Below are 25,839 nucleotides of genomic sequence, written 5' to 3'. Positions count from 1 at the left end.
AAGGCACACCTGTGACCATCACCACCGACAACGCCTCATCCATCGCCGAACTCGAGCGCCTCAAGGTCCTGCACAACGGCACCAAGGGCAAGCTCACGTTCTCTGACGCAGAGTTCGAGCGCCGCCTCGGCGGCCTGCGGCAGATCATGGCCGCCAAGGAGCTGGACGCGGTCATCCTCACCAGCTACCACGGCATCAAGTACTACTCCGACTTCCTCTACACCACGTTCGGCCGCAACTACGCCCTGGTTGTCACCGCGGACGACTCGGTCACCGTCACCGCAAACATCGATGCCGGCATGCCATGGCGCACCTCCTACGGCGAGAACATCGTCTACACCGACTGGCGACGCGACAACTTCTACTTCGGCCTCCAGGAGGCACTGCGCCAGCGCGGCGTCAAGGCCACCCGGCTGGGCGTCGAGGACGACTTCCTCCCGGGCCTGACCCGCGAAAAGATCGCCGCAGCGTTCCCCGGCGCCACGCTCCTGGATGTCTCCCAGGACGCCATGCGCCAGCGCATGATCAAGTCCGCGGAGGAAATCGAGGTCATCAAGCACGGTGCCCGCATCGGCGACCTCGGCGGCGAGGCCATCCGCAACGCCATCCGCGAAGGCATCACCGAGTACGAGGTGGCCCTGATCGGCACCGAAGCCATGGTCCACGAGATCGCCCGGACCTTCCCCGACCGCGAAGTCCGCGACACCTGGGTGTGGTTCCAGTCCGGCATCAACACCGACGGCGCCCACAACTGGGCCACCACCCGCAAGCTGCAGCAGGGCGACATCCTCTCCCTGAACTGCTTCCCCATGACCTCCGGCTACTACACGGCCCTGGAGCGCACGCTCTTCCTGGGCCAGCCGGACGAGCGGTCCCTGGAGCTGTGGAACATCAACGTGGAGGTGCACCGCCGCGGCCTGGAACTCATCAAGCCCGGCGCCGTCTGCAAGGACATCGCCGCCGAACTCAACGAGATCTACATCAGCCACGGCCTGCTGGCCAACCGCACCTTCGGCTACGGACACTCCTTCGGCGTCCTCAGCCACTACTACGGCCGGGAGGCCGGCCTGGAGCTGCGCGAGGACATCGACACCGTCCTGGAACCCGGAATGGTGGTCTCCATGGAACCCATGATCACGGTGGCGGACGGCCAGCCGGGCGCGGGCGGCTACCGCGAGCACGACATCCTGGTCATCGGCGAGGACAACACGGTGGAGAACATCACCAAGTTCCCCTTCGGCCCGGAACACAACATCGTCCAGGCCTAACCATCACCACAGCGAAGCGGCGCCATGCACGTGGCGCCGCTTCTGCCGTCCATGAGGAAAGATGGTGTCCACCATGACTCCTGCAACGACTTCCGACAGCAACGGCACAGGCACCAGCACCAACGGCGGGACGGACGCCAAGGGCGCTTCCGTCGTCGTCAATGCCATCGCCGTCCTGCGCACCTTTACCGCGGACGAACCCTTGCTAGGGGTTACGGAAATCGCCAACCGGGTGGGCATGCACAAAAGCAGTGTCTCCCGGATCCTGGCCACCTTCGAGCAGGAGAACCTGGTGGAACGGGACCCGGAAACCAAGCGGTTCCGGCTGGGCCTGGGGCTGATCGCCGTCGCCGGGCCGCTGCTGGCCGAGATGGAGGAACGGCGCGTTGCGTACCCCGTGCTGCGGCAACTGGCGGAGCAGACCGGCGAAACCAGTGCGCTCATGCTCTGGAACGGGGACGAAGCCATTTGCGTGGAGCAGATCGCCAGCCACCACCAGATCAAGCACACCACGCCGCTGGGCGCCCGGTACCGGGACGCCATGAGCGCTTCCGTCCAGGTATTCCTGTCCACGCTGCCGGCCGAGCGGGTGCGTGAATTGCTGCGGAGCGGAGCCATCACCTTTCCCGGAATGGACGACGCCGGCCTGGCGGCTTACGAGGCCCGGCTCCAGGACGTGGCGCGGCGGGGCTGGGCGGGCAACTACGGTGAATCGTCCATGGATGAAGTGGGCGTGGCGGCCCCGGTCCGCGACCATCGTGGCGACGTGGTAGCGGCCGTCCTGATTCCGGCCCCGCGCTTCCGGGTATCTAGAGAGCAATTCGAGAGGCTGGCTGAAGCCTGCGTTGCTGCCGCCGCCAAGGTGACCACCCGTCTGGGCGGCCGTCCGGCAAGCTGATCCGGCATGTTCAGGTGGCCGGATGTTCAGGTGGCCAGGATGAATACCTGGTTCACGCTGTGACCGCGCTGACTGCGACGACGCCACCCCACGGGTCGCTGATCACCGCGCTCCGGAATCCCGGGGTGTTCGAGGGTGCCATGAGGATGCCGCCCCCTAACGCAACGGCCCGGTCGGCAGTGGAGTCTGCACTGGCCACCGCGAAGTTCACACTCCAGTTCGGCGGAACGTCCACGCCCTCCGTTGAGGTGGCCACTGCCACCATTCGGTCTCGCAGAAGCCATAGTGAGAAGGCTGCGTCAGGCGATGGCTTCAGCTCCCACGCGAACATTGACCTGTAGAAATCCCCGGCTTTTCCAAGATCCGGGGTATGCAGGGAACTCATCGCCCAGCAGTTCGGCTGGTCGGCAAGCTCAACGCCGTCATTTTCGCCTGCCTGCCGCAGGCAGAACAGCACGCCGGAGGAGTCGGCAACCAGTGCCGTGGGGGCTTGGGCGTCCAGGAGCATCAGCCGCCGGCCCCCAACCTGTTCAGCTCGTGCCGATGCCTCGGCGACGTCCTCCACCCGGATGTGCGTCAGCCAGCCCGCAGGCGACTGTGGCGGGGCCTGTCCCACGCCGGCCACCAGGCGTCCGTTGAGGCGCGCCCGGTAGTAGTCACCGTCAATGCCGGACGTGGGAATTGCCTCGTCGAAGCTCCAGCCGAAAAGTTGGCCGTAGAACTCTTTGGCTGCCCGGGGGTCCGGTTGCCACGTGTCCACCCAGCAGGGTGCACCTACCGACGATGTATCCCGCTTGGCCATAGTGCGCCCCCTCGAATCCGGCTGGGCCGCCGGACGCGTGGCGCCGGCCCCCAAGAGCAATGCACGGCAAGCATACGTCCGAAGCCGGCGGCGTGGCGGGAGGTGGATGCGGGTCCGGTCGGGCATTGCCCCTTATCAGCCCGGCTCCGCTCGGCGGCCCGACCTCCGCGAGTGCGGCCCGGACCTCTGTGATGGGTCCAGGATCGCCGCCGGACAACCAGGCGTCCATGTCCACAAACAGTGCATCCGGAAGATGGCCGCTGTCGTATGCCGAATGTCTCATGATATGGACGCAAAGGAGCGCGGCCCCGGGCTTCTTCACGGCCTGTCCGGGCGCTCGTCGGAGCCGTGCCGGTCTGTACAACCAGCACCGGCCCGCGGGAAACTGGCGCCATGGGCAAACTAACCTTCGCCATGAACGTCAGCCTGGACGGCTATACCGCAGCTCGCGGGGACGACCTCGGCTGGAGCATCCCGGACGATGAACTGTTCCAATGGTGGTCCGACCGCGTGTCGGCGACGGGCCTGGCCCTGTACGGACGCAGGCTGTGGGAGGCGATGAGCTCCCACTGGCCCACCGCGGACCAGGAGCCTGGTGCCACGCCTGCGGAGATTGAGTTCGCGCAACGCTGGCGGGACATGCCGAAGGTGGTGTTCTCCTCCAAGCCCCGCCCGGTCAACTGGAATACCCGCCTTGTCACCGGCGATGCAGTTCCGGAGATCGCGCGGCTCAAGGCAGGGGAGGGCGGTCCGATTGATATCGTCGGTGCCACGCTCGCCGCGGCGACCATGCGGGCCGGACTGATCGACGAGTACGTGATGGTCACCCATCCGGTCCTGGTGGGCGGCGGGACGCCCTTCTTTACCTCCCTGGACCATTGGGTGCAGCTGAAGCTTGTGGAGACCAGGGCCTTTCCCGGTGGCGCGGTCCTGGCCCGGTACGACGTTCGTCGCTGAGCAGGCCAAGACTCAAAGCGGCCGACCTCCGCGCTTGGGGATGGGGAGGCCAATTTACCGGGACGGGCTTCTCAGGGGAGTCCCGCCATCCGGGCGGCGAGATGCAATGCCGCCAGCCGCCCCGTCCCGCGGGGATCGCCACCGCACAGCTCAAAGATCCGCTGCAGCCGGTGGTGCATGGACTGCCGTTCCAAGTGCAGTTCGCGCGCCGATTGCGCGGTGTTGCAGCCCGAGTCCAGCCATACCCGCAAAGTCTCCAGCAACTGGGACTGCCGCTGCGCGTCATGCTCCAGGACCGCCCGCAGCTGGCGGTTCACGAACGCCTCCCGCGCCGAGGCATCCAGGCAGGTCAGGGACAGGCTTTCAACCGCGGAATCCTCCGCGTCCACCACCACCAGGCCGCGGGCCGGATACTGCCGGCGTGCCGAGGCGTTCCGCCGCCGGATCTGGCGCACCTCCAAGGCCCGCCGCGCCTCTGCCAGCGACCAGGAAGCCCCAGCCACCCCGCCGGCCAGGGGCCCCACGGCAATCACCGCGTCAGGGTCCCCCGCCAGGCCCTGCAACGATCCCAACAGCCGCCGCCGCTCACCGGTGGCATCGGTGCAGGGGAGGCCGATCATCACCACAAGCTCGGCGTCGTCCAGGTAGGCGGCGCAGGGAATCCGGCGTGAGCTCAGGAAGGTTTCGACGGCGCCGCGCACCTCCTGCGGTGACGCCGCATGGATTGCCGCCACCACTGCCGGGGAATCCGTGGGAAAGCCGGCCCCCGGGGCCAGCTGCTCAAGCCGCCACTCCGGGGCGGAATTGAGCACTGCCCGCATCAGTTCTGCTCCGGCCAGGGCGTGCAGTCCGGGTGGAGTGTGCTGCAGCAGCGCCAGCCCGAGGATGTCCACGGAGCGTTCCCCGGCCACCTGCGCCAGCGCCACGTCTGCGGCCTCCGGTACCCGCACCTCAAGCCGCCCCATCAGGACGCCGCGCACGGGAATGTCCACGCTGACCACCGTTCCGCCGGGCAGCCCGGCCCCGCCGGCAAGGCTGCCGTGAGCGCCCGGTCCGGAGCCGTCGTCGTCCGCCGGCCCGTCTCCGGCGGCCACCCCGCTGCTCCACCCCTCGGGGACGGCGCTGCCCATGGTCACTCCCCACGGGGAGGTGAGGTGCACGGCGGAACCCGTGATGCCCGCCAGTACGGCCAGGATCTTGTCCAGCGAGGCCCCGTGGGCCAGCTCCGCCGCCATGGCGCGGGTGGCGGCGTCGGCCTGCTGCAGGTGCCCCACCGACTCGCTGACCAGCATGGAATTGATGGCCTGCATGACGCCCACAAAGGGCACCACCTTCCGCAGCTCGACCACCGGAAGGCCGTATGCCTCGGCCGTCCGCAGCATGTCCGCATGGATTTCCGGGAGGGCGCCCCCCGTCTCGATGGCGAGCGCCGCGATACCCCGCTGGGCCAGTTCGCGGACATAGTCCTCGCGTTTGGCGGGGGTGGCCGTGGCCAGGGTGATCCCGCCGCAGAGCAGCAGCTCGCCGCCACGGAGCAGGGGAGCGATGTCCAGGACTTCGCTGGAATGGACCCAGCGCACCGGCTGCGCATCGGCCACCACGCCCAGGGGATGGAGTACGGGATCGGCGGCGGCAAGGGCGGGGTGGGCGAGTATTTCGCCAAGAAACACTGACACGACATTCCGTAACGTGGTAGGGGAATCTGTTCGACAGATTGTATCTTGTTCCTTGTGATGGGGGCCACATAGCCTTTGAGTACTTATCCACCTCACGGAGGCCCCCATGCAAGAAAAGCTTTCACCAGCAACGCACGGGCACGCGGCCCCTGCCGGCCAGGACCACAACGTCGTGGACCACGAAGCCTGGCTGCAGCCCATCCCCGAATCAGCGCGCACACGCAAGGTATCCGGCCAGTTCTGGATCTGGGCGGGCGCCAACCTGGCTCCCATCAACTGGGTGCTGGGGGCACTCGGCATCCAGCTGGGACTCGGGCTGGCGGACACCGTCACCGTCCTGGTCCTGGGCAACCTGATCGGCATGCTCCTCTTTGGCTGCTTCGTCCTCCTGGGCCAAAAGACCGGAGCCACCGGCATGGTCCTGGCCCGGGCCGCTTTCGGCCGCCGCGGCAACTACCTGCCGGCCGCCATCCAGGCCCTGCTGGTCATCGGCTGGTGCGCGGTGAACACCTGGATCATCCTCGACCTGGTCATGGCACTCTTCGGAACCCTCGGCTGGGTTGACCCTGAAGCCCCCAACTACGCCTGGAAGATCGGCGTCGCCACCTTCATCATGGCCCTGCAGGTCGCCATCGCCTGGTTCGGCTACAAAGCCATCGCGGCCTTCGAAAAATGGACCGTACCGCCAACCATCCTCATCCTGGCCGTCATGTCCGCCGTCGCCTGGTTCGGCATGGACATCAACTGGGGCTACGCCGGACCGGCCGGCGCCATCCTGGAAGGCTCGGAACGGATCGCCGCCATGAGCGCCGTCATGACGGCCATCGGCATTGGCTGGGGCATCACCTGGTTCACCTACGCCGCGGACTACTCCCGGTTCGTCAGCACCAGCGTCCCCAAGAAGAAGGTCTACCTCGCCTCGGTCCTGGGCCAGTTCATCCCGGTGGTCTGGCTCGGCGTCCTTGGTGCCAGCCTTGCCACCAACTCCGGGGAGATCGATCCCGGCAAGCTGATCGTCCTCAACTTCGGCGCCATGGCGCTGCCCGTGCTGCTGATGGTGCTCCACGGCCCCATCGCCACCAACATCCTGAACATCTACACGTTCTCGGTCGCAACCCAGGCCCTGGACATCTCCATCAGCCGCCGCAAGCTCAACCTGTTCGTCGGCGTCTTCTCGCTCGCCGCCGTCGTCTTCTTCATCTTCCAGGAGGACTTCGCCGCGGTGCTCGACGCCTGGCTGATCGGCCTGGTGGCCTGGGTGGCCGCCTGGGGCGGCATCATGCTGGTGCACTACTTCTGGCTGGACAAGCGATGGCCGGGCGAGCCGGAGCGCCTGTTCGACGCCGTGGGCACCAAGCGGCTGCCCGGCGTCAACTGGGCCGGTGTCATCTCCCTGGTGGCCGGGATCGTCGCAACCTGGCTCTTCATGTACGGCCTGATCCCCATCATGCAGGGCCCCATCGCGGTGGCCCTGGGCGGCTGGGACCTGTCCTGGCTGGCCGGCGGACTGACCAGCGCCGGGGTGTACGCCATCCTCGGGCCGCGGCAGCACATCCGGTACCTCGCAGTGAAGCCCCGGACGGTCACCGCCGTGAGCCCCGCCCCCGGAGCAGGCGGCAAGGAAACGGACGCCGCCCCTGTCCTGCCCGCCCGCTAGGCCGCACAGCTTCCCATCCCCCAACACCTGGCGGGCGCCCTGCGCCCGCCGAAAGGATTTCCCGTGAACCAGCCCGCCATCGCGGACGCCCTGCATCCGGTCACCTGGCCCGACGGCGCCAAAGCCGCAGCCTCCTTCACCTTCGACGTGGACGCGGAGTCCTGCACGATCGCCCACGACCCCAGCTCCACCCGGCGCATGTCGCTGATGACCCACCAGTCGTACGGTCCCAAAGTCGCCGTACCGCGGCTCCTGAAAATCCTCGAGCGCCAGGACATCAAAGCCACCTTCTTCATCCCGGGCTTCACCGCCGAGTCCTACCCGGACGTGGTCCGGCGGATCGTCGACGGCGGGCATGAGGTGGGCCACCACGGCTACCTGCACGAACCGATGCAGGGCATCGACGCCGCCACCGAGGCCGGCTACCTTGACCGCGGCCTCGAAGCCCTGGCGAAGGTGGCCGGGGTCCGGCCGGTGGGGTACCGGGCACCGTGGTGGGAACTGAACTGGCACTCCCCGGGCCTCCTCGCGGACCGCGGCTTCCTCTACGATTCCAGCCTGCTCGACGGCGATGCCCCCTACCGTTTCGCCGTCGCCGCCGATGATCCCCGGGACATCGTGGAGATCCCCGTGGACTGGACCCTTGATGACTGGGAGCAGTACGCCTTCTACCCCGGTGTGACCGGCAGCGGCGTCATCGAAAGCCCGGCGAAGGTCCTGGAAATGTGGACCCTCGAGGCGCAGGCCCACCACTCCCAGGGCAGCTGCTTCGTCCTGACCAACCATCCATTCATTTCCGGCCGGCCGTCCAAGGCCGTGGCCCTTGAACAGCTGATCGAGCGGGTGAAGGCGATGGACGGCATGTGGGTCGCCACCATGGAACAGATTGCCCGGCACACCAAGGCCTCGGTCACGGAGGTCCACACGCACGCGCGGATTGACGTACCGGTCTTCCCGGGCGCGGGTGCGCAATTCCAGCCGGCCGTGGTGCGGCAGGGGGTCCTGGCCTAGAGTGGCCGAAAAAGGGCCGGCGCCGCCGGCCGGGAGGAGTGCCGGAATGGACCTCATGGCCAGCCTTCAGGACAGCATCGGGCAGGAACTTGCCTGGCAGATTCCGCTGTACGAGCAGTTCCACCGGCATCCGGAGCTGGGCCTCGCCGAACACGAAACGTCCGCCGCGGCAGCGGACAACCTGGCCCGGTCGGGCTTTGACGTCCGGCATTTCGGCGGGACCGGCGTCGTGGGCGTCCTCGCCAACGGCGCCGGTCCCTGCTTGCTGGCGCGGGCGGACATGGACGCCCTGCCGGTTGCTGAGGCCACCGGGGCGCCCTTCGCCTCCACCGTCCCGGGCGTCATGCATGCCTGCGGCCACGACATTCATGTGGTGGCCCTGCTCGGCGCGGCACGGTACCTTGCCGGCCACCGGGACGGATGGCGTGGCACCTACGTTGTCCTGTTCCAGCCGGCGGAGGAGACAGCGGCGGGGTCCCTGGCAATGCTCGACGACGGCCTGGCCGCCGGAATCCCGCGGCCGGACGTTGCGCTGGCCCAGCACGTCATGCCCACCGAGGCGGGAACCATCGGTACCACGCCGGGTCCCATCCTCTCGGCCGGAGATTCGGTGCGGATCACCATGCACGGCCGGGGCGCCCACGGATCCATGCCGCACAAGTCGGTCGATCCGGTGGTGCTGGCTGCCTCGATCGTCCTCCGCCTGCAGACCGCGGTGTCCCGTGAAACGCGCCCGGGGGAGTTCGCGGTGCTGACCATCGGCTCGGTGAACGCCGGTGCCACGGCCAACATCATCCCGGACCGGGCAGAACTGCTGCTCAACCTCCGTACCTACAACATGGCGGTCCGGAGCCAGATGCTCGCCGCCATCGAGCGGATCGTCCGCGGCGAGTGCGCGGCTGCCGGCTCGCCGCGGCAACCTGAGTTCGAGTACTACGACCAATACCCGCTGACCAGCAACGATCCGGAGGCCAACGCCAGGGTCACGGCGGCCTTCACCACGACGTTCGGTGCCGACGCCGTCTACCGCACCGCGCCGCAGACGGCGTCGGAGGATTTCAGCCGCATCCCCGACGCTTTCGGGGCCCCTTACGTGTACTGGGTTGTCGGGTCGGTGCCTCGGGAAACCTACCGGCAGGCGGTGGCAGCGGGCACCGTGGACACCGATATTCCAGCCAACCACTCACCGTTCTTCCTGCCCGCCGTGGATCCCACCCTGCGCGTGGCTACGCAGGCGCAGGCTGCTGCGGCCCTCGCGTACTTGGGCGCCGGGGCTTCCTAACCGTTTCGAGCCAGCAGGGACTTCATCTGCGCGGCCGCGTCGCTGCCCGGTGCAGGGGTATACACCACGATGTGGAGGTCCGGCCGGTCGGACGGGGACACCTGGTGGTGTTCCAACTGGAGCACACCCACGGCCGGGTGGTGGAAAAGGCGCTCGCGGGATTCGAAGCCCAGGATGTCGTACAGGTCCCAGCCCTGCCGGAATTCCGGGCTGGCTTCCTTCAGCCGTTCTACCTGGTACTGGATGTCCGGATCACCGAGCCGCTGCCCGGCTTCGGCGCGGAATTCGGCAAGGAACCGCTTGCTGGTGGTTTCCCAGTCCGGCAGGAGGTTGCGGACGTAGGGATCGGTGAACACCAGCCAGAGGAGGTTGCGGTCCGCCGGGGCCACCGTGGCGATGTTCGGAAACAGGGCGGCATAGGCCGTATTCCAGCCGGCCACGCCCCAGTCCGGAAACAGCGCGAAGCTCGGATTGGGGTCCAGTGCATCGAGCAGGCGCTGGATATGGGGCGGGGCGGAATCGGCTGCGGGGCCGGCAGGGGCCGCTGCTGCGTAACCGCCCAAGGACAGGACGTAGCCCACGCCGGTTGCCGAGAGATGCAGGGCCCGGCTGACCGCCTCCAGCACCTGCCGGGACGGGCTGATGTCCCTGCCCTGCTCCAGCCAGGTGTACCAGGTGACGCTGACGCCGGAAAGGAACGCCACCTCTTCGCGGCGCAGTCCCCGGTCGCGCGCCCGGCCGATCGGCGGCAGGCCGTAATCCGCCCGGAGCGCCTGGTCCCGGCGGGCGCGGAGGAAGAGGCCGAGTTCTTTGCGGCGCCCTGGTTCAGTCACCAGAAAATACTATTACTCTGGTACTCCTGCTACTAGTAGTAAGAGCGTCTTCCGCATGGAGGGCCATGCCCGCAGGATGGTAAGCATGCCTGCACTTCGCTCTAAAACTGTCACCCACGGCCGCAACATGGCCGGAGCCCGCGCACTGCTGCGCGCCTCCGGCGTCGCCAACGCGGACATCGGCAAGCCGATCATCGCCGTGGCCAACTCCTTCACCGAATTCGTCCCCGGCCACACCCACCTTGCCCCCGTGGGCAGGATCGTCTCCGATGCGATCCTCGCCGCCGGCGCCGTGCCGCGCGAGTTCAACACCATTGCCGTGGATGACGGCATCGCAATGGGCCACAGCGGCATGCTGTACTCGCTGCCGTCCCGCGACCTGATCGCCGACTCCGTGGAGTACATGGTCAACGCGCACTGCGCCGACGCCCTGGTCTGCATCTCCAACTGCGACAAGATCACCCCGGGCATGCTCATGGCGGCCCTGCGCCTGAACATCCCCGTGGTCTTCGTCTCGGGCGGCCCGATGGAAGCCGGCCGAGTCACCCTCACCGACGGGTCCGTCCGGTCACTGGACCTGGTGAACGCGATTGCCGACGCCGTGGACGAGTCCATCTCGGATGCCGACATCAACCTCATCGAAGAGAATGCCTGCCCCACCTGCGGTTCCTGCTCCGGCATGTTCACCGCCAACTCGATGAACTGCCTCACCGAGGCAATCGGCCTGTCCCTGCCGGGCAACGGCTCCGTACTGGCCACCCATACCGCCCGCAAGGCGCTATACGAGAAGGCCGGCGCCACCGTCGTCGAGCTGGTCAAGCGCTACTACGACGGCGACGACGAGTCCGTGCTGCCGCGCTCGATCGCCACCGCCAAGGCCTTCGACAACGCCATGGCCCTGGACATCTCCATGGGCGGCTCCACCAACACCATCCTGCACCTGCTGGCCGCCGCCCAGGAGGCGGGCGTGGACTACGGCCTGGCCGAGATGGACGCCAAATCCCGCCAGGTGCCCTGCCTGGCCAAGGTGGCACCCAACGTCGCCAAGGACAAGACCTACTACATGGAGGACGTGCACCGTGCCGGCGGCATCCCGGCCCTGCTGGGCGAGCTGAACCGCGGCGGACTCCTGCACAAGGACGTCCACTCCGTCCACTCCAATGACCTGGACGGCTGGCTGGATGACTGGGACATCCGCGGCGGCAAGGCCACCGAAGAAGCGAAGGCACTCTGGCACGCGGCCCCGGGCGGCGTCCGCTCCTCCACCGCGTTCTCGCAGTCGAACGAGTGGACTTCCCTGGACACGGACGCGGCGGAAGGCTGCATCCGCTCCGTGGAGCACGCGTACTCCAAGGACGGCGGCCTGGCCGTGCTCCGCGGCAATGTGGCCGTCGACGGCGCCGTGGTGAAGACCGCAGGCGTTGACGAGTCCATCTGGGTCTTCTCCGGCCCGGCCGTGGTGTGCGAATCCCAGGATGAAGCCGTGGAGAAGATCCTGAACAAGACCGTCAAGGAAGGCGACGTGGTGGTCATCCGCTACGAGGGCCCCCGCGGCGGTCCCGGCATGCAGGAAATGCTCTACCCGACGTCGTTCCTCAAGGGCCGCGGCCTGGGCAAGAAGTGCGCCCTCATCACCGACGGCCGTTTCTCCGGCGGCACGTCCGGCCTGTCGATCGGCCACATTTCGCCGGAGGCTGCCTCCGGCGGCGCCATCGCCCTGGTGGAGGACGGCGACATCATCAGCATCGACATCACGCAGCGCTCCATGCAGCTGGAGGTCTCTGACGAGGTCCTGGCCGAGCGCCGCGAGAAGCTGGAGGTCAACGGCGGTTACAAGCCCAAGGACCGGGACCGCCAGGTTTCCGCTGCCCTGCGCGCCTACGCCGCCATGGCCCTCTCGGCGGACAAGGGTGCCGTCCGGGACGTGTCGCTGCTGGAGCGGTAATGCTGGTTCCTGGCGGGGGAAGGGCAGGTCCATTGGCCCTCCTCCGCCAGGGAATTCGGCGCCACACTTGAAGGGTCATCGTCGGGCCCGGGGAGGTGTGGTGCGCAGGTTTGAACCGTTCCTCGCGGCAGCCGCCCTCGTGATGGTGCTGCTGGCGGGCTGCTCTCCGCAGCCGGCAAGTCCACAGCCCTCGCGGTCCTCCGCTGCTGCCTCCGCAGCGGCGACCGGAGCGCCCGCCCCGCCGACGCCGTCGGACGTTCCGTCCTCACCGCCCGCAGAAACAGCGCCCGGCGCTCCCGCGGTCAGTTCCGCCGCGGCGGCCTGGACCACGTTTACGACGGCGGATGGCAGCATGGCGTTCGACCTTCCCGCCGACTGGCGCGTCAAGGACCCTGCGGGTGAACTGGCCGAGGGTGGCGGGGCATTCGCCGAGGTCCGGAACCAGGCCGGAAAGATAATGGCCACGCTGAGGACCAACATGGCCACCGGATCCACCTGCACCGAAAGGTACCCCTACGAAATCCTGGACACGGTGGACGTCCCGGCGCTGGTCCAGGGCGGAGAGGTGCCGCAGTTCGTGTTCGAATCCCGTGCGAATGCCCCGACCCCCGGCCTGTACAGCACCCCGGCTGCCGGTTACGGCATCACCTCGGGCCCCGCGGCCAGCGGACCGGACGCGTGCCCCATCTTCCAGTTCTTCAGGTGGCCCCCAAACGCTGCCATGTTCGGGGCGTCCTACGACCCCAACAACAACGCGACGCCAGGGGACCCGTCGCTCCCGTACCTGGACCTCGCCCGGAAGTACCGGGGCACGTCCGAGTATTCGGACATCAGGAAGATGATCACCTCGCTGCGGCCGGTGCAGCACTAGCCGGACGCTGTTGGCAGGGGGGCGCCCGGCCAATGGGGGACCAACGCCCCGCCCTGCCGTCCTGCCTCTCCGGTACCCTTTTCACATGGTGCAGGAAGTGGCCGATTACCGGGCGGAAGGCATCCTGCTCGCCGGGGCGGGACGGGCCATCCTGCTGCAGCTTGCCAATCCCGCCATCGGCCGCGGGGTGGCGGCACACAGCACCTTCACCGAGCGTCCCGTCAACCGGCTCAAGGGCACGCTCACCTATGTTTACGCCGTCGTGTACGGAACCGATGAGCAGGTGCATGAGGTGCGCCGCAGGGTGAACCGGGCCCATGCCCCCGTGCGGCGCATTCCCGACGAATCGTCCGCCGGGTACAGCGCCTTCGATCCCGCGCTGCAGCTTTGGGTGGCGGCCACGCTCTACGACACAGCGCTCACCGTCATTGAGAAGATCTACGGCCCGCTCGATGAAGCCGCCGCGGACGCCATGTATCAGGACTATGCACGGCTCGGTACGGCGCTGCAGGTCCCGCCGGCCATGTGGCCCGCGGACCGGGCCGCGTTCGGCCGCTACTGGCAGGAGCAGCTCGCCGCCCTGCGGGTGGAAGCCGAAGGCGCCCAGGTTGGCCGTGGCCTGCTGTACCCGGAAAACACCGCCTTCTGGTACCGGGCCATGATGCCCTCGGCACGCTTCCTGACCGCCGGGCTGCTGCCAGGCCAGCTGCGGAAGGACTTCGGCCTCACCTGGAGCGACCGTCACGAGCGGCGCTTCAACCTGACCATGCGCGTCCTGGCGGTGGCTTACCCCAAACTTCCACGGGGAACCCGGCACTGGTTCAAGGACTACTGCCTGGGCGAGCTCGACAAGGACCTGCACGGGAACGGTCGGCTGCAGCAGCGCCAGGGGAGCCGTGCGTAGTTCCACCCCCGTCGAGCAGAGGATCGACGACTACGCCCGCCGCTTCCTGGCCACGGCCCCGGCCCGCGGCGCCAAGGCACGGCTCACCGAGTTCGCCGTTTTCGGCCTCAAGCAGGGCTGGGCCTGCATCTTCGGAGCCGCGCTCCTGGCCGTGCTCATGGCCGCCCGGCTGTGGTACCCGGACGATGCGGTGCTGGCGCGGAACGACTTCCTGACGCTCGCCGCCGTCGTCATCCAGGTCCTCATGGTCGCGTTCAAACTGGAAACCCTGAGGGAGCTGCGCGTCATCGTCCTGTTCCACCTGGTGGGGACCGTGATGGAACTGTTCAAGACGGACGTCGGCTCCTGGTCCTACGAGGCCGAGGGCGTCCTCCGGATCGGGGCTGTACCGCTCTTCAGCGGCTTCATGTATGCCGCCGTGGGCTCGTACATGGTGCGTGTCTACCGGCTCTTCGACCTCAGGTTCGCTGCCTACCCGAGGCGCTGGATCACTGCCATCCTCGCCGGCGCCATCTACGCCAACTTCTTCACCCACCACTACATCTGGGATCTGCGCTGGGTGCTGCTGGCCGCCGTCGTGGTTGTCTATGGCCGCTGCGTGATGCACTTCCGTGTCTTCCGCAAGGAGTTCCGCATGCCGCTGGTGGTTTCCTTCCTGCTGGTGGCACTGTTCATCTGGATCGCCGAGAACATTGCCACCTGGTCCGGGGCCTGGCTCTACCCCAGCCAGGCCGCAGGCTGGCATCCGGTGGGCCTGGAGAAACTCGTGGCCTGGTTCCTGCTGATGCTCATCTCCGTGGTGCTGGTGGCCTGGGTCTACAAGCCCCGGCCGCCGGAACCACGAGGCATACGACGCAGGGACATTCCGTCGGCTGCACTGCCGCGCTAAAGGGGGTCTGCCAAGACCCGTTTCAGCAGGGCCCTCGCTAGGGCTTCGGGACCACGCTTTGATGGACTGTATGCCTCCCGAAACCACAACCAGCAGTACCAGCGCGCCGCAACAAACCTCTGGCAGCGAGCATCGCCAGGCCCACTGGGGAGGCGTCTTTGCGATGTCGCTGTGCGTCTTCGCCCTGATCGCCTCGGAGTTCATGCCGGTCAGCCTGCTCACACCAATGGCAGCGGACCTCCAGGTCTCCGAAGGGATGGTGGGGCAGGGCATCGCGGTCTCCGGCCTGTTCGCGGTCCTCACCAGCCTGTCCGTCTCCCGCCTGGCCGGCAGCCTTAACCGCAAGGCCCTGCTGCTGGGCCTCACGGCGTTGATGGCGGTCTCCGGGGCACTGGTGGCCCTGGCGCCGGGATACCTGCTCTTCATGATCGGCCGCGCCCTCATCGGCGTGGTGATCGGGGGATTCTGGTCCCTTTCCGCGGCCACCGCCATGCGGCTGGTCCCGCCCCACCAGGTGCCGCGGGCCCTGGCGATCTTCAATGGCGGCAATGCCCTCGCCACCGTCCTGGCCGCCCCGCTGGGCAGCTGGCTGGGCGCCGTCATGGGCTGGCGGGCGGCCTTCTTCTGCCTGGTTCCACTGGCCGCCGTTGCCTTGGCCTGGCAGTGGTTCAGCCTTCCGTCCATGACGGTGGACAAGCCGCGGGAAGCCGGCAGCGTCCTGGCGATCTTCGCCGCGTTCCAGAACCGCCCGGTGGCCTGGGGCATGGCCGCATGCGGTTCCTTCTTCATGGGACAGTTCGTCCTGTTCACCTACATCCGCCCGTTCCTGGAACGGGTGACGCGGGTTGATGCGGCTACGGTGTCCCTGGTCCTGCTGGTGCTGGGCGTGGCAGGCTTTGCCGGCACTATGCTGATCGGCCGGTTCCTGGGGAAACGCCTGTACCGGACGCTCGCCACCATTCCCGCGCTCATGGCCGTCATTGCGGCGCTGCTCGTGCCGGCCGGCGGCTGGTTCGCCGCCGTCGTGGTTCTTTTGGGTTTGTGGGGCTTGCTGTCCACGGCCGCGCCGGTGGGCTGGTGGAGCTGGGTCGCCGAGGCCATGCCGCACGACGCCGAGGCAGGCGGCGGCTTGATGGTGGCCGTAGTCCAGACCTCGATCGCCATTGGCTCAACCCTGGGCGGCCTCCTGTTCGACTCCGCCGGTTACGGCGGCACCTTCGTTGCCAGCGCAACGGTCCTGTCCGCCGCCGGCGTCCTGGCCTTCGTGACTGCCAAGGCCACGCACCGGATGGCGTGACCAACAGATTTCCAGCCAACCGAATCAACAGGAGGAGACCATGAAGTTCACCAAGAGCGGCGGCCAGACCGGCGCCGGGCCAAAGGAATGGTTCACGGGGACGGTGCAGATCGACGGGATCCGCAATCCCGATGAACAGTCGGCCATCGGCTGCGCCCATGTCCGTTTCGCCCCGGGTGCCCGCACCGCGTGGCACCACCACCCGAAGGGCCAGACCCTCTACGTCACCGACGGCATCGGCCTGGTGGCCCGCCGCGGCGGCGAGGTCCAGGAAATCCGTCCGGGCGACGTCGTCTACATCGAGCCCGGCGAGGAGCACTGGCACGGGGCCACCCCCGAGCGGTTCATGGCGCACGTGGCCATGCAGGAAGCTGATGCGGACGGCCAGGTGGTCACCTGGCTCGACCACGTCACTGACGAGGAATACGGGGCCTAGCTCCCGTCCCGGACAGGAAAAAGAGCGGACGACGCCGGAAGAATCCGGCGCCGTCCGCTCTCCTCGTCACGGGGAAGGGTCAGTCGTCGTAGGTGTTGGCGATGTAGACATCGCACGGGGCGTTGTGCGCCACGCTGTTGGCGACACTGCCCAGGAGCCGGCCGATGCCGCGCATCCTGCGGTTACCCACCACGATCAACCGGGCGTCCAGGCGGATCGCTTCCTTGATCAGGGAATCGGCGGGCTTGCCCCGGGCAGCGAAGTGGGTGACCTCCACCCCGGGCCGGGAGTTGGCCAGGTCCTTCGCCACGATCTCCGAGCTGTCCGCATTGGAAATCCTGACCTTGTCCGAACCCACGCCGAAAGTTTCGGCGGTTTCGCTTTCAAACCCGGTCACCACGTGCAGGGATGCTCCCAGCGATTCCGCCAGGCCCAAGGCCACTTCCGCTGCCTTCCGTGCCGACGGGCTCGCGTCCACGCCTACAACCACTACTCCACTCATCCTGCACTCCTTCGTTAGTCCTGGCGCATTGTCCACCTGCCAGTCTAGGGAGTACCCCCGTCATGCTTCGGTATCACACAGTTGCTGCCGCAAACGCCGCCGCCGCCTGCCCATCAAAACGCCGAACCGATCGAGGCCAGTTCAGGGGCGGCAGCTCCGGCGTACCGGTTCTCCGGACGCGCCAACCCATAGTGCTCCCGCAGGGTCCGTCCGGTGTACTCGGTGCGGAACAGTCCGCGCTCCTGGAGGATGGGCACCACCTGGTCCACAAAGGTTTCCAGCCCGGAGGGGAGCACCGGCGGCATGATGTTGAAGCCGTCCGCCGCGCCGCCGTCGAACCATTCCTGGATGGCGTCTGCCACCTGCTCGGGCGTGCCGGTGAAGGTGCGGTGTCCGCGGCCGCCGCCCAGCCGGCCGATCAGCTGCCTCACCGTGAGCTGCTCGCGGCGGGCCAGTTGCACGATCAAGGTGTAGCGGCTCTTGGCCCCCTCGATCTCATCCTCGCTGGGCAGGTTGGCCGGCAGTTGGCGGTCCAGGGGCAGGTCCTCCGGGTCCACGCGGAGGGTTCTGGCCAGCTGGATCCGTGCGTACTCCGGTTTGATCAGCCGGTCCAGTTCGCGCTCCAGCTCCAGGGCCTGCTCCTCGGTGGCACCGATGACCGGGACAATGCCCGGCAGGATCTTGATGGTTTCCGGGTCGCGGCCGGCGGCTGCGGTGCGGGCCTTGAGGTTGCGGTAGAAGTCCTGCGCGTCGGCCAGGGTCTGGTGTGCGGTGAAGACGGCATCCGCATAACGGGCGGCGAGGTCCTTGCCGTCCTCGGACGAACCGGCCTGGACAACCAAGGGATGGCCCTGCGGCGACCGGGGAACATTGAGGGGACCGCGGACTTTGAAGTGCGTGCCCTGGTGGTCGATGGTGCGGATCTTGTCCGCGTCACCCCATACGCCGCCGGCCTTGTCTGCCAGCACAGCATCGTCCTGCCAGCTGTCCCAGAGTTTCCGCGCCACCTCGATGAATTCGGCGGCACGCTCGTACCGGACGGCGTGGGCGGGCTGATCGTCCACGCCGAAGTTCCGGGCGGCGTCGGGGCCGGCTGTGGTTACCACGTTCCAGCCGGCGCGGCCGCCGCTGGCCCAGTCCACCGAGGCGAAACGGCGGGCCAGGTTGAACGGCTCGTTGTAGGTGGTGGAGGCGGTGGCGATCAGCCCGATGCGTTCGGTGGCGCCCGCGATGGCCGTGAGCAGCACCGTGGGCTCCAGCTTGCCGCCCGGGCGGCGGCCCACCTCGCCGAACAGGACGGGGGAGTCGGCAAAGAAGATCGAATCGAGCTTGCCGCGCTCGGCTGTTTGGGCGAGCTTTTGGTAGTGCCCAATGTTCGTGCCCGCGTGCGGGTCGCTTTCCGGCAACCGCCAGGATGCTTCGTGGTGGCCAGTGCTCATCAGGAAGGCGTTGAGGTGAAGCTGGCGGTCGGTGGGCTGGTTGTTGGCAGTCATGGCTGTTTCCTTGCTGGATGGAGGGAAGGGGCGTGGGTTTCGGCAGGCGCAGCCACCGGGGTCAGTGGCCCGCCGTTGCTTCGACGCCGAGTGCGGCCAGGAGATCGCGGCGGAGGGCCTCGTGTCCGGCGGCGTCTGCGGAGGTGCGGATGGGTTCCGGCACGGGCCGGACCGTGGCGATCCGGCCCTGGTCCAGGACCACGATCCGGTCAGCAAGCGCAATGGCCTCGTCCACGTCGTGCGTGACCAGCAGGACGGCGGGACGATGTGCTGCCACCAGGTCCTGGAGCAGTCCGTGCATCCTGATCCGGGTCAGCGCGTCCAGGGCGCCGAACGGCTCGTCGGCCAGCAGCAGCTGGGGTTCGCGGACCAGTGAACGGGCCAGCGCCACACGCTGCTGTTCGCCGCCGGAGAGTTGGTGCGGCCATGCTTTTTCACGTCCGGCGAGCCCCACTTCCGCGAGGGCCTTGCGGGCCCGGGCCCCGGCGTCGTGCTCCCGGACGCCCAGGGTGACATTGCCCAGCACGCTGTCCCACGGCAGCAGCCGGGAGTCCTGGAAGACCACGGAGACGCGGTCCGGGACGCTGATCACGCCGCTGCCGCGGACGTCGTGGTCCAGCCCGGCGAGGGCGCGCAGCAGCGTGCTCTTGCCGCAGCCGCTGGGTCCGAGCAGGGCCACGAACTCGCCGGGCGCGATGTCCAGGTCCACACCGTCCAGGACACTCTTGGTACCGAAGCTGCGGATGAGCCCGCGGACTGAAACAGCGGCGCCGGACTTAGTGCCGGCGGGGGAGGGGGCGAGGGCGGTCAGCCCGCCAGGGTGCGCTGCCATGAGAGGGCCTTTCGTTCGATGAAACGGACAATGCCGTCGGAGAGGAGGCCAAGGATGCCGTAGACGGCAAGGCCCAGGATGATGATGTTGGTCTGGCCGTAGGTGCGGGCGAGCTCCATCATGTAGCCGATCCCGCTGGTGGCGTTGATCTGTTCCACCACCACCAGGGACACCCAGGCGCCGGTCACCGCGAAGCGCAGGCCCAGGAAGAAACCGGGCAGGGCTCCGGGGAGGACCACCTTGCGGATGAAGCCGGCCCGGCCCAGGCCCACCGTCTGGGCAAGTTCGACGAACCGCAGGTCGATGCCGCGCAGCCCGGCATGGGTCTGCAGGTAGACGGGGACAAAGACGCCCAGGGTGATGGTGAGGACCTTCATGGTCTCGTCGATGCCGAACCACAGGATGAGCAGTGGGATCAGGGCCAGGCCGGGGATGGCGCGCTTGATCTGCACCGGCCCGTCGATGAGTGCTTCACCGATCCGGCTCAGCCCGGACAGCAGGGCCAGCACCGCTCCCACCAGGATGCCGAAGAACAGTCCCAGGCCGGCGCGCTGGGCGGAGATCGCCAGGTTCTCCTGGAGCCGGCCGTCGGCGATGAGCTCACCGGCGGTGGCCACGACGGTCCAGGGTTCGGAGAGGATACGCGGGTCCAGAGCCCCGGTGGCGGAAGCAGCTGTCCACAGCAGCAGCAAAGCGGACGGGCCCACCCAGGCGAGCCGCCGTCGTCGTCCGGGCCCGAGCCTCCTGCCTGTGGGCCGCACGTCCGGCCGGCCAGCCTGCGCCGGGTCCTGGTGCGGTGCGACGACGGGACGGTCCAGGACCGCGCTCATGCCGCGCCAGCCTTGGCGGCGGAGGCGAACGCCGTGCCGGCGATGGCCTCGAAGCGGGTGTCGTAAAGATCTGCCGCCGTCAACTGCGGCTTCTTCTGCTCGCGCGCCAGCAGGTCGATGGTTTCCTGGTGCCGGGCGATCGCGTCGGTCCACGTGGTGGGCAGGTCGCGTTTGCCGGTGGCGTCGATCAGGTACTGGCCATCCTCACGGGACAGGCCCTGATCCTTGACGTAGTAGCCCTCCAGCCACTCGGCCGGGTGGTCCTCGATCCAGCGCTGCGCCTTGCCCCAGACCTTCGCGTAGCCAGCAAGGGCGGCAGCCTTGGCGGGATCGGCCAGGACTTTGGCGGGGGAGTAGAGGAGGCTGGGATCATCGCGCAGCCCGTGGCGGAGGGTGCTGGCGCCGTCGGCCTTGTACTTGGCCAGGTAGCGCTTGATCTGGACGCCGCCCAGCGGAGCCGCGTCCACCTGCTTGCTGGCCAGCGCCGTGGCGTAGGCGTCCCCGGTGCTGGGGAGCTCCACGAGCTTGACGTCTTCCTGCTTGAGGCCGGCTTTGTCCAGGATGCGCAGCACCAGGGCGCCCTGTGCCTGGCCCGGGGAGTAGGCCACTTTCTTCCCGCGCAGCTCCTCGAGCTTGCGGATGCCGGCTCCCGGCGCCACACCGAGCTCGTAGATGGGGTGGTTCACCGCGTCCTGCCGGTAGCCGGCGGCGATGATGCGGACGTCCAGCCCGGTCCAGGTGGCGTGGATGGGCGGAATGTCCGCCACTGACCCGACGTCCAGGGCGTTGGCGCGGAAGGCCTCGGTGGTCTGCGGACCGCCGGAGATGTTGGCGAATTCCACCGTAAAGCCGTCCAGGTCCTTGATCAGGCCGGACAGTTCCAGGGCCACTTTGATGCTGGGATCTCCCACCGTGATGGTGGTCCCGGCCGGGACGGAGGCGGCCAGCGGTCCAAGGGATGACTGGCTGATGCGTTCGCCGCCCGCGGTGGCGGCACCGCCGCAGGCTGAGAGCAGCCCCGCGGCAGGCAGGGCCAGGAGGGCGCCCAGGGCGCGGCGGCGGGTAAACGTCCGAGCGGGGCCGGGGCGGGGCGGGGATGCTGGGAAGGACATGGTGTTCCTTTCGGGAAGATTCCGGGTACGACGACGGCACCCGGGATGGGTGCCCGGGTGGGCGTGGGAGGTTGGTGGCGCCTGAACGGCGCTGGGTGCGTGTTTTTGCGCTGATGCCTCAGGTGGTGCGTACGGCTTGGCCGGTGCCGTGGAAACACCTAAACACGGCCTGTGGGATCTTGGCCAGCACCACGCAACGGACGCTCAACGCGGCGAAATGGCGCTACTTATGGCGCCATCCTGGAGACAAAGCAGGCAACCCGGCGCCATGAACCGCAACGGACGTTAATGTGACTGGACGTCCGCGAAGGCCCGTCGTCAGGCGCGGAAAAGCCTCCTGCCGAGGCCCTGGAAGAACCCCGGTTCCAGCGCAGGGTCGATGACGGCCGGCCGTGCACCGGGATCCGTCCCCCAACGTTCCACCGGCCGGCGCCTGTTGTTCCAGTCGACCGCCCCGAACTCCGGATTGTAGAGCGGCGGGTCTACCCCTTCCGCAGTGAAGATGGCCCACATCCAGTCAGGGATGCAGTCCGCCGTCCGGGGGTAGGCCAGGAGTTGGCGTGCCCAGATGGACGCACCAGCCGGTTCCGCGCCGGGGTGCCACCGGCCGTCGTCCGTCTTCTTGAGAAGTTCCTCATCAAAGAGCTCCACCACTCCGGGGCGGTCAGGGTAAACATGGACCTCCGCCGAGGTCCAGGTTCCGATACCCGGTTCGTAGGCCCGGCTGCGGTATTCGTCCAGCCATACGATCAGCGCCTCGTAGGAGAACTCTTCCTTGCCATCCACAAGGTCACGAAGTTTGCCGCCGGTACGGGCACAGCCGTGGCCCAGGGTACTGGAGCCCCGGTGGACCAGCACTTGCACCACTTCCTCAGTCCCGCGGGCAAACCCGGCGGGACCAAAGGCCTCACGGCTGAGCCGTTCAAGCCCTTCAATGACGAACGGATCCGCTCTTAGGTCACGCACGGACAGGTCACCGGCTTTCTGTTGACTGAGGATGGAACGGTGGCCCGGTGTCAGGCCCGATGTCAGGCCCGCACGCGGCCCTGGGCCAAGCCGGCAATATTCTCGGTGACCGCCCAGGACGCAAGGAGCTTGAGGGCTTCCTCGGAGGGGCTGCCGGGGGTGGCCGGATACACGGTGAGGGTATGTCCGGGGTCCTCCTCCAGCCCGAGGACTTGGTAGTTCAGCTCAAGGAGCCCCACCACCGGGTGCTGGAAGAACTTGGTGCCCGCGTAGTGGCGCCGGACGTTGTGCGCGGCCCACAGGCTGCGGAATTCGTCGCTGCGCATGGACAGTTCGCCGATGAGTTCCGCGATCCCCTTGTCATGCGGATTGCGGCCGGCCTCGCGGCGGAGGATGGCCACGTTGGTGTTCGCTGCCCGCTCCCAGTCCGTGTAGAAGTTGTGGGCTCGGGGGTCCAGGAAGATGAACCGCGAGTGGTTGGCCGGCCGCGACGGAGTGCGGTACATGTCCGAATAGAGCGCATAGCCCAGGGTGTTGGCAGCCACGATGTCCAAACGGTTGTTGCCAATAAAGGCCGGTGCCCCCGTGATGGTGTCCAGGAGGAACTGCAGCTCCGGCCGCACCGCCGTGGACGCCGAACCGCCGGCGCCCGCAGCCCGCTTGCGTCCCGAGGAGTTGGCTGCCCGGGCCAGGTCGTAGAGGTGGTCGTGCTCGGCCCGGTCCAGTTCCAGGGCGCCGGCAATGGCATCCAGGACGCTGTCCGAGACGCCATTGAGGTTGCCCCGTTCCAGGCGGGTGTAATAGTCCACGCTGACGCCCGCCAGCCGGGCTACCTCCTCGCGCCGCAGCCCCGGGACCCGGCGCCGGCCGCCGTACGGTTCAATGCCTGCCTGCTCGGGGGTGATGCGTCCACGGCGGGAGGAGAGGAACTGCCGTACCTCGGCTCGGTTATCCATAGGGACCACGTTACGACGATTCCGCGAACCGTAAGGAGGGTCTGCCAAAACCAGTTTCGGCAAGACCCTCGCCAACTGCCGGCGCTGCGGGTTTGATGTACTTGTCCGCTTTCAGCCGTTCAGCATTTGGAGGACCCAGCATGCGCGCAACCATCATGCACGCCCCCGGAGACGTCCGCGTCGAGGACCGTGACAAACCAGCCGTCCAGCGGCCCACGGACGCGGTCATCAAGCTCGTTGCCGCCTGCGTGTGCGGGTCCGATTTGTGGCCCTACCGAGGCGCCGACAAGCTGGCCCGGCCGCAGCCCATGGGCCACGAGTACGTGGGCATCGTCGAAGAAATCGGCGCCGACGTGAAGAACGTCCAACCGGGCCAATTCGTCGTGGGGTCCTTCTTCGCCTCGGACAACACCTGTGAGATCTGCCGTTCCGGCTACCAAAGCGGCTGCGTCCACCGCCAGGGCGTGGGCGGCGCCCAGGCCGAATACCTGCGCGTCCCGCTGGCGGACGGCACCCTGGTGGCTACCCCGGAAATGCCCGACGACGCACACATTCCATCCTTGCTTGCTGCCTCCGATGTGCTGGGCACCGGATGGTTCGCCGCCAAAGCAGCCGAGGTGGGCCCTGGCAAGACTGTAGCGGTCGTGGGCGACGGCGCGGTGGGGCTCTTGGGGATCCTGGCAGCCAAGCAGATGGGCGCCGGGAAGATCATCGCCATGTCCAGGCATGCGGACCGGCAGGCCCTGGCCCGCGAGTTCGGTGCCACCGACATTGTCGAAGAACGTGGTGACGCAGGCGTGAAAAAGATCAAGGAACTCACCGGCGGCCTTGGCGCGCATTCGGTGCTGGAGGCCGTGGGCACCCAGGAATCGATGCTGCAGGCCATCCACGCCACCCGCGCCGGAGGCCACGTAGGGTTCGTGGGCGTCTCCCATGATGTGGCGCTGCCCGGCCGGGACCTCTTCTACTCGCACGTCCACCTGCACGGCGGCCCTGCCCCGGTCAGGCAGTACCTGCCCGAGCTGATCGACCTGATCCTCCGCGGCGAGATCAATCCCGGCAAGGTGTTTGACCTTGAACTTCCCCTGGAAAAGGCAGCGGAGGCGTACAAGGCCATGGACGAACGCCGGGCCATCAAGGTGCTGCTGCGCCCGTGACCACGGTCCTGCCCCCGACTGGAGGCCGTCGAGGGTAGGACTCCCAAGACCAGTTTCAACAGGGCCACCCTGGCCGCCCCAACACACAGGGTTTCACCAGGGAAGCCCTTGTAGCATCGAGTTATCCCCAACAGATCAGAGGAGAACCATGACTACCGTCAAGGCTTATGCATCCCCGTCCGCAACGGAGGACCTGGTGGCCACCACCATTGAACGCCGCGAGGTGGGTCCGCACGATGTCATGATCGAAATCAAGTTCGCCGGCATCTGCCACTCGGACATCCACACCGTCCGCGGCGACTGGGGCCCGCAGCAGTACCCGCTGGTCCCCGGCCACGAAATCGCCGGCATCGTCACCGAGGTTGGCTCGGCCGTCACCAAGCACGCAGTCGGCGACCGCGTGGGTGTTGGCTGCATGGTCAACTCCTGCAAGGAGTGCGTCAACTGCCAGAAGGGCGAGGAGCAGTACTGCCTCAAGGGCAACGTGGGCACCTATGGCGCCGTTGACCGCGATGGCACCATCACCCAGGGCGGCTACTCCACCCACGTCGTGGTCACCGAGGACTTCGTGGTGACCATCCCTGAGGGCATCGACCTCGACGTTGCCGCGCCGCTGCTGTGCGCAGGCATCACCACCTACTCGCCCCTGCGCCACTGGGGTGCCGGCCCCGGCAAGAACGTTGCCGTCGTCGGCCTCGGCGGGCTGGGCCACATGGCCGTCAAGCTCGCCCACGCCATGGGCGCCGAAGTGACCGTCCTGTCGCAGTCGCTGAAGAAGCAGGAAGACGGCCTGAAGCTGGGCGCCGACCACTACTACGCGACCAGCGACGAGAACACCTTCTCCGAGCTCGCCGGATCCTTCGACCTGATCATCAACACGGTCAGTGCCTCGATCGACATCAGCTCCTACCTGGGCCTCCTGAAGCTGGACGGCGCGCTGGTGAACGTCGGTGCCCCGGCCGAGCCGCTTCCCGTCAACGCCTTCGCACTGATCGGCGGGCGCCGCTCCTTCGCCGGTTCCATGATCGGCGGCATCCGTGAAACCCAGGAGATGCTCAACTTCTGCGCCGAGCACCACCTGGGCGCCGAGATCGAGGTCATCCCGGCCGAGAAGATCAACGAGGCCTACGAGCGCGTCCTCGCCTCGGATGTCCGGTACCGGTTCGTGATCGATACCGCCACCCTCTAAGGCACCACCACGTGCGGCGGGCCGGCTCCGAAAGGGGCCGGCCCGCCGTCGTGCTTAACCCGTGGGTGAAGGACGA

The 25,839-nt window shown here is 67.7% G+C and carries 25 protein-coding genes; 14 read left to right on the top strand and 11 right to left on the bottom strand.

All coding sequences use genetic code 11. The annotated features are described in order from the left end of the window. Positions 1-11 precede the first annotated feature (11 nt). Together DFO47_RS11945 and DFO47_RS11940 are read left to right on the top strand one after the other, a co-directional pair. Positions 12-1,268: an aminopeptidase P family protein gene (locus tag DFO47_RS11945; RefSeq protein WP_133831767.1), complete on the top strand. Its 1,257-nt coding sequence runs from the start codon at positions 12-14 to the stop codon at positions 1,266-1,268. 61 nt (positions 1,269-1,329) lie between these two features. After that, positions 1,330-2,166: an IclR family transcriptional regulator gene (locus tag DFO47_RS11940; protein WP_133831766.1), complete on the top strand. Its 837-nt coding sequence runs from the start codon at positions 1,330-1,332 to the stop codon at positions 2,164-2,166. A 52-nt stretch (positions 2,167-2,218) separates the two neighbouring features. On the opposite strand, the gene DFO47_RS11935 is transcribed toward DFO47_RS11940, so the two are convergent. Further along, the gene (locus DFO47_RS11935) at positions 2,219-2,926 is read right to left on the bottom strand and encodes a VOC family protein (RefSeq protein WP_243835467.1); all 708 of its coding nucleotides are present in this window, start codon (positions 2,924-2,926) and stop codon (positions 2,219-2,221) included. Positions 2,927-3,361: 435 nt separating this feature from the next. On the opposite strand from DFO47_RS11935, the gene DFO47_RS11930 reads away from it, so the two are divergent. Further along, complete coding sequence (locus DFO47_RS11930) at positions 3,362-3,925, top strand: dihydrofolate reductase family protein (protein WP_133831764.1); 564 nt, start codon at positions 3,362-3,364, stop codon at positions 3,923-3,925. A gap of 71 nt (positions 3,926-3,996) precedes the next feature. On the opposite strand, the gene DFO47_RS11925 is transcribed toward DFO47_RS11930, so the two are convergent. Beyond that, positions 3,997-5,601: a PucR family transcriptional regulator gene (locus tag DFO47_RS11925; protein ID WP_133831763.1), complete on the bottom strand. Its 1,605-nt coding sequence runs from the start codon at positions 5,599-5,601 to the stop codon at positions 3,997-3,999. Between the two features lie 106 nt (positions 5,602-5,707). Here DFO47_RS11925 and DFO47_RS11920 point away from each other — a divergent pair, with 106 nt between their 5' ends. From DFO47_RS11920 to DFO47_RS11910, 3 genes are all read left to right on the top strand, one after another. Continuing rightward, positions 5,708-7,258: a cytosine permease gene (locus DFO47_RS11920; RefSeq protein WP_133831762.1), complete on the top strand. Its 1,551-nt coding sequence runs from the start codon at positions 5,708-5,710 to the stop codon at positions 7,256-7,258. 63 nt (positions 7,259-7,321) lie between these two features. Next, the gene (locus DFO47_RS11915; protein ID WP_109045695.1) at positions 7,322-8,269 is read left to right on the top strand and encodes a polysaccharide deacetylase; all 948 of its coding nucleotides are present in this window, start codon (positions 7,322-7,324) and stop codon (positions 8,267-8,269) included. Between the two features lie 46 nt (positions 8,270-8,315). Continuing rightward, a complete protein-coding gene (locus DFO47_RS11910) occupies positions 8,316-9,551 on the top strand; it encodes an amidohydrolase (RefSeq protein ID WP_133831761.1) in 1,236 nt (411 codons plus the stop codon). Here DFO47_RS11910 and DFO47_RS11905 read toward each other — a convergent pair. Then, positions 9,548-10,384 (bottom strand): helix-turn-helix transcriptional regulator, encoded by an 837-nt coding sequence (locus tag DFO47_RS11905; RefSeq protein ID WP_109045697.1) that lies wholly within the window; start codon positions 10,382-10,384, stop codon positions 9,548-9,550. The genes DFO47_RS11910 and DFO47_RS11905 overlap by 4 nt on opposite strands. 85 nt (positions 10,385-10,469) lie before the next feature. Here DFO47_RS11905 and ilvD point away from each other — a divergent pair, with 85 nt between their 5' ends. Further along, a complete protein-coding gene (ilvD, locus tag DFO47_RS11900; protein WP_133831760.1) occupies positions 10,470-12,329 on the top strand; it encodes a dihydroxy-acid dehydratase in 1,860 nt (619 codons plus the stop codon). A 75-nt stretch (positions 12,330-12,404) separates the two neighbouring features. Here the strand turns inward: ilvD and DFO47_RS21330 are convergent, their stop codons facing one another. Next, positions 12,405-12,683: a hypothetical protein gene (locus DFO47_RS21330; protein WP_243835466.1), complete on the bottom strand. Its 279-nt coding sequence runs from the start codon at positions 12,681-12,683 to the stop codon at positions 12,405-12,407. On the opposite strand from DFO47_RS21330, the gene DFO47_RS11895 reads away from it, so the two are divergent. The 5 genes from DFO47_RS11895 (at position 12,682) to DFO47_RS11875 (ending at position 16,726) form a co-directional block, all read left to right on the top strand. Next, positions 12,682-13,200, top strand: coding sequence for a hypothetical protein (locus DFO47_RS11895; protein ID WP_231369844.1), 519 nt, complete (start codon positions 12,682-12,684; stop codon positions 13,198-13,200). The genes DFO47_RS21330 and DFO47_RS11895 overlap by 2 nt on opposite strands. A gap of 85 nt (positions 13,201-13,285) precedes the next feature. Continuing rightward, positions 13,286-14,104, top strand: a complete 819-nt coding sequence (locus DFO47_RS11890; protein ID WP_133831758.1) for an oxygenase MpaB family protein — start codon at positions 13,286-13,288, stop codon at positions 14,102-14,104. Then, on the top strand, positions 14,097-14,993 hold the full coding sequence (locus tag DFO47_RS11885; RefSeq protein WP_133831757.1) for a DUF817 domain-containing protein: 897 nt from the start codon (positions 14,097-14,099) through the stop codon (positions 14,991-14,993). The genes DFO47_RS11890 and DFO47_RS11885 overlap by 8 nt, the downstream gene beginning before the upstream one ends. Before the next feature lie 70 nt (positions 14,994-15,063). Further along, a complete protein-coding gene (locus DFO47_RS11880; RefSeq protein ID WP_243835465.1) occupies positions 15,064-16,290 on the top strand; it encodes an MFS transporter in 1,227 nt (408 codons plus the stop codon). 40 nt (positions 16,291-16,330) lie between these two features. Beyond that, positions 16,331-16,726, top strand: a complete 396-nt coding sequence (locus DFO47_RS11875; protein WP_018760987.1) for a cupin domain-containing protein — start codon at positions 16,331-16,333, stop codon at positions 16,724-16,726. A 79-nt stretch (positions 16,727-16,805) separates the two neighbouring features. Here the strand turns inward: DFO47_RS11875 and DFO47_RS11870 are convergent, their stop codons facing one another. The 7 genes from DFO47_RS11870 to DFO47_RS11840 form a co-directional block, all read right to left on the bottom strand. Next, on the bottom strand, positions 16,806-17,228 hold the full coding sequence (locus DFO47_RS11870) for a universal stress protein (RefSeq protein ID WP_026264383.1): 423 nt from the start codon (positions 17,226-17,228) through the stop codon (positions 16,806-16,808). 113 nt (positions 17,229-17,341) lie between these two features. Further along, entirely contained in the window at positions 17,342-18,721 is a 1,380-nt protein-coding gene (locus DFO47_RS11865; RefSeq protein WP_133831756.1) for an LLM class flavin-dependent oxidoreductase, read from the bottom strand. Between the two features lie 61 nt (positions 18,722-18,782). Further along, the gene (locus tag DFO47_RS11860; RefSeq protein ID WP_018760990.1) at positions 18,783-19,553 is read right to left on the bottom strand and encodes an ABC transporter ATP-binding protein; all 771 of its coding nucleotides are present in this window, start codon (positions 19,551-19,553) and stop codon (positions 18,783-18,785) included. Then, positions 19,529-20,383 (bottom strand): ABC transporter permease, encoded by an 855-nt coding sequence (locus tag DFO47_RS11855; RefSeq protein ID WP_133831755.1) that lies wholly within the window; start codon positions 20,381-20,383, stop codon positions 19,529-19,531. The genes DFO47_RS11860 and DFO47_RS11855 overlap by 25 nt, the downstream gene beginning before the upstream one ends. After that, positions 20,380-21,495 carry an ABC transporter substrate-binding protein gene (locus DFO47_RS11850; protein ID WP_018760992.1) on the bottom strand — a complete coding sequence of 372 codons (1,116 nt, stop codon included), beginning with the start codon at positions 21,493-21,495 and terminating at the stop codon, positions 20,380-20,382. The genes DFO47_RS11855 and DFO47_RS11850 overlap by 4 nt, the downstream gene beginning before the upstream one ends. A 318-nt stretch (positions 21,496-21,813) precedes the next feature. After that, positions 21,814-22,461: a hypothetical protein gene (locus DFO47_RS21325; RefSeq protein WP_240617782.1), complete on the bottom strand. Its 648-nt coding sequence runs from the start codon at positions 22,459-22,461 to the stop codon at positions 21,814-21,816. 62 nt (positions 22,462-22,523) lie between these two features. Beyond that, entirely contained in the window at positions 22,524-23,417 is an 894-nt protein-coding gene (locus DFO47_RS11840) for a helix-turn-helix transcriptional regulator (RefSeq protein WP_133831754.1), read from the bottom strand. Between the two features lie 140 nt (positions 23,418-23,557). Between DFO47_RS11840 and DFO47_RS11835 the strand changes: the two genes are divergently transcribed. Together DFO47_RS11835 and DFO47_RS11830 are read left to right on the top strand one after the other, a co-directional pair. After that, positions 23,558-24,574, top strand: coding sequence for a zinc-dependent alcohol dehydrogenase family protein (locus DFO47_RS11835; protein WP_133831753.1), 1,017 nt, complete (start codon positions 23,558-23,560; stop codon positions 24,572-24,574). Between the two features lie 148 nt (positions 24,575-24,722). Further along, the gene (locus tag DFO47_RS11830; RefSeq protein WP_018760997.1) at positions 24,723-25,763 is read left to right on the top strand and encodes an NAD(P)-dependent alcohol dehydrogenase; all 1,041 of its coding nucleotides are present in this window, start codon (positions 24,723-24,725) and stop codon (positions 25,761-25,763) included. Positions 25,764-25,839: the final 76 nt, after the last annotated feature.

The sequence above is a fragment of the Arthrobacter sp. AG258 genome (assembly GCF_004364695.1).
In the GTDB taxonomy this organism is placed as follows: domain Bacteria; phylum Actinomycetota; class Actinomycetes; order Actinomycetales; family Micrococcaceae; genus Arthrobacter.
Note: the sequence above shows the minus strand (reverse complement) of the source record. Positions and strands in the feature narration are given on the sequence as shown.

Bases quoted from the DNA above. Each gene is read 5' to 3' on its own strand.
- DFO47_RS11940 (WP_133831766.1), top strand. From the start codon at position 1,330: ATGGTGTCCACCATGACTCCTGCAACGACTTCCGACAGCAACGGCACA.
- DFO47_RS11930 (WP_133831764.1), top strand. From the start codon at position 3,362: ATGGGCAAACTAACCTTCGCCATGAACGTCAGCCTGGACGGCTATACC.
- DFO47_RS11920 (WP_133831762.1), top strand. From the start codon at position 5,708: ATGCAAGAAAAGCTTTCACCAGCAACGCACGGGCACGCGGCCCCTGCC.
- DFO47_RS11910 (WP_133831761.1), top strand. From the start codon at position 8,316: ATGGACCTCATGGCCAGCCTTCAGGACAGCATCGGGCAGGAACTTGCC.
- ilvD (WP_133831760.1), top strand. From the start codon at position 10,470: ATGCCTGCACTTCGCTCTAAAACTGTCACCCACGGCCGCAACATGGCC.
- DFO47_RS11895 (WP_231369844.1), top strand. From the start codon at position 12,682: ATGGCGTTCGACCTTCCCGCCGACTGGCGCGTCAAGGACCCTGCGGGT.
- DFO47_RS21330 (WP_243835466.1), bottom strand. From the start codon at position 12,683: ATGCTGCCATCCGCCGTCGTAAACGTGGTCCAGGCCGCCGCGGCGGAA.
- DFO47_RS11890 (WP_133831758.1), top strand. From the start codon at position 13,286: ATGGTGCAGGAAGTGGCCGATTACCGGGCGGAAGGCATCCTGCTCGCC.
- DFO47_RS11880 (WP_243835465.1), top strand. From the start codon at position 15,064: ATGCCTCCCGAAACCACAACCAGCAGTACCAGCGCGCCGCAACAAACC.
- DFO47_RS11875 (WP_018760987.1), top strand. From the start codon at position 16,331: ATGAAGTTCACCAAGAGCGGCGGCCAGACCGGCGCCGGGCCAAAGGAA.
- DFO47_RS11870 (WP_026264383.1), bottom strand. From the start codon at position 17,228: ATGAGTGGAGTAGTGGTTGTAGGCGTGGACGCGAGCCCGTCGGCACGG.
- DFO47_RS11865 (WP_133831756.1), bottom strand. From the start codon at position 18,721: ATGACTGCCAACAACCAGCCCACCGACCGCCAGCTTCACCTCAACGCC.
- DFO47_RS11860 (WP_018760990.1), bottom strand. From the start codon at position 19,553: ATGGCAGCGCACCCTGGCGGGCTGACCGCCCTCGCCCCCTCCCCCGCC.
- DFO47_RS11855 (WP_133831755.1), bottom strand. From the start codon at position 20,383: ATGAGCGCGGTCCTGGACCGTCCCGTCGTCGCACCGCACCAGGACCCG.
- DFO47_RS11850 (WP_018760992.1), bottom strand. From the start codon at position 21,495: ATGTCCTTCCCAGCATCCCCGCCCCGCCCCGGCCCCGCTCGGACGTTT.
- DFO47_RS11840 (WP_133831754.1), bottom strand. From the start codon at position 23,417: ATGGATAACCGAGCCGAGGTACGGCAGTTCCTCTCCTCCCGCCGTGGA.
- DFO47_RS11835 (WP_133831753.1), top strand. From the start codon at position 23,558: ATGCGCGCAACCATCATGCACGCCCCCGGAGACGTCCGCGTCGAGGAC.
- DFO47_RS11830 (WP_018760997.1), top strand. From the start codon at position 24,723: ATGACTACCGTCAAGGCTTATGCATCCCCGTCCGCAACGGAGGACCTG.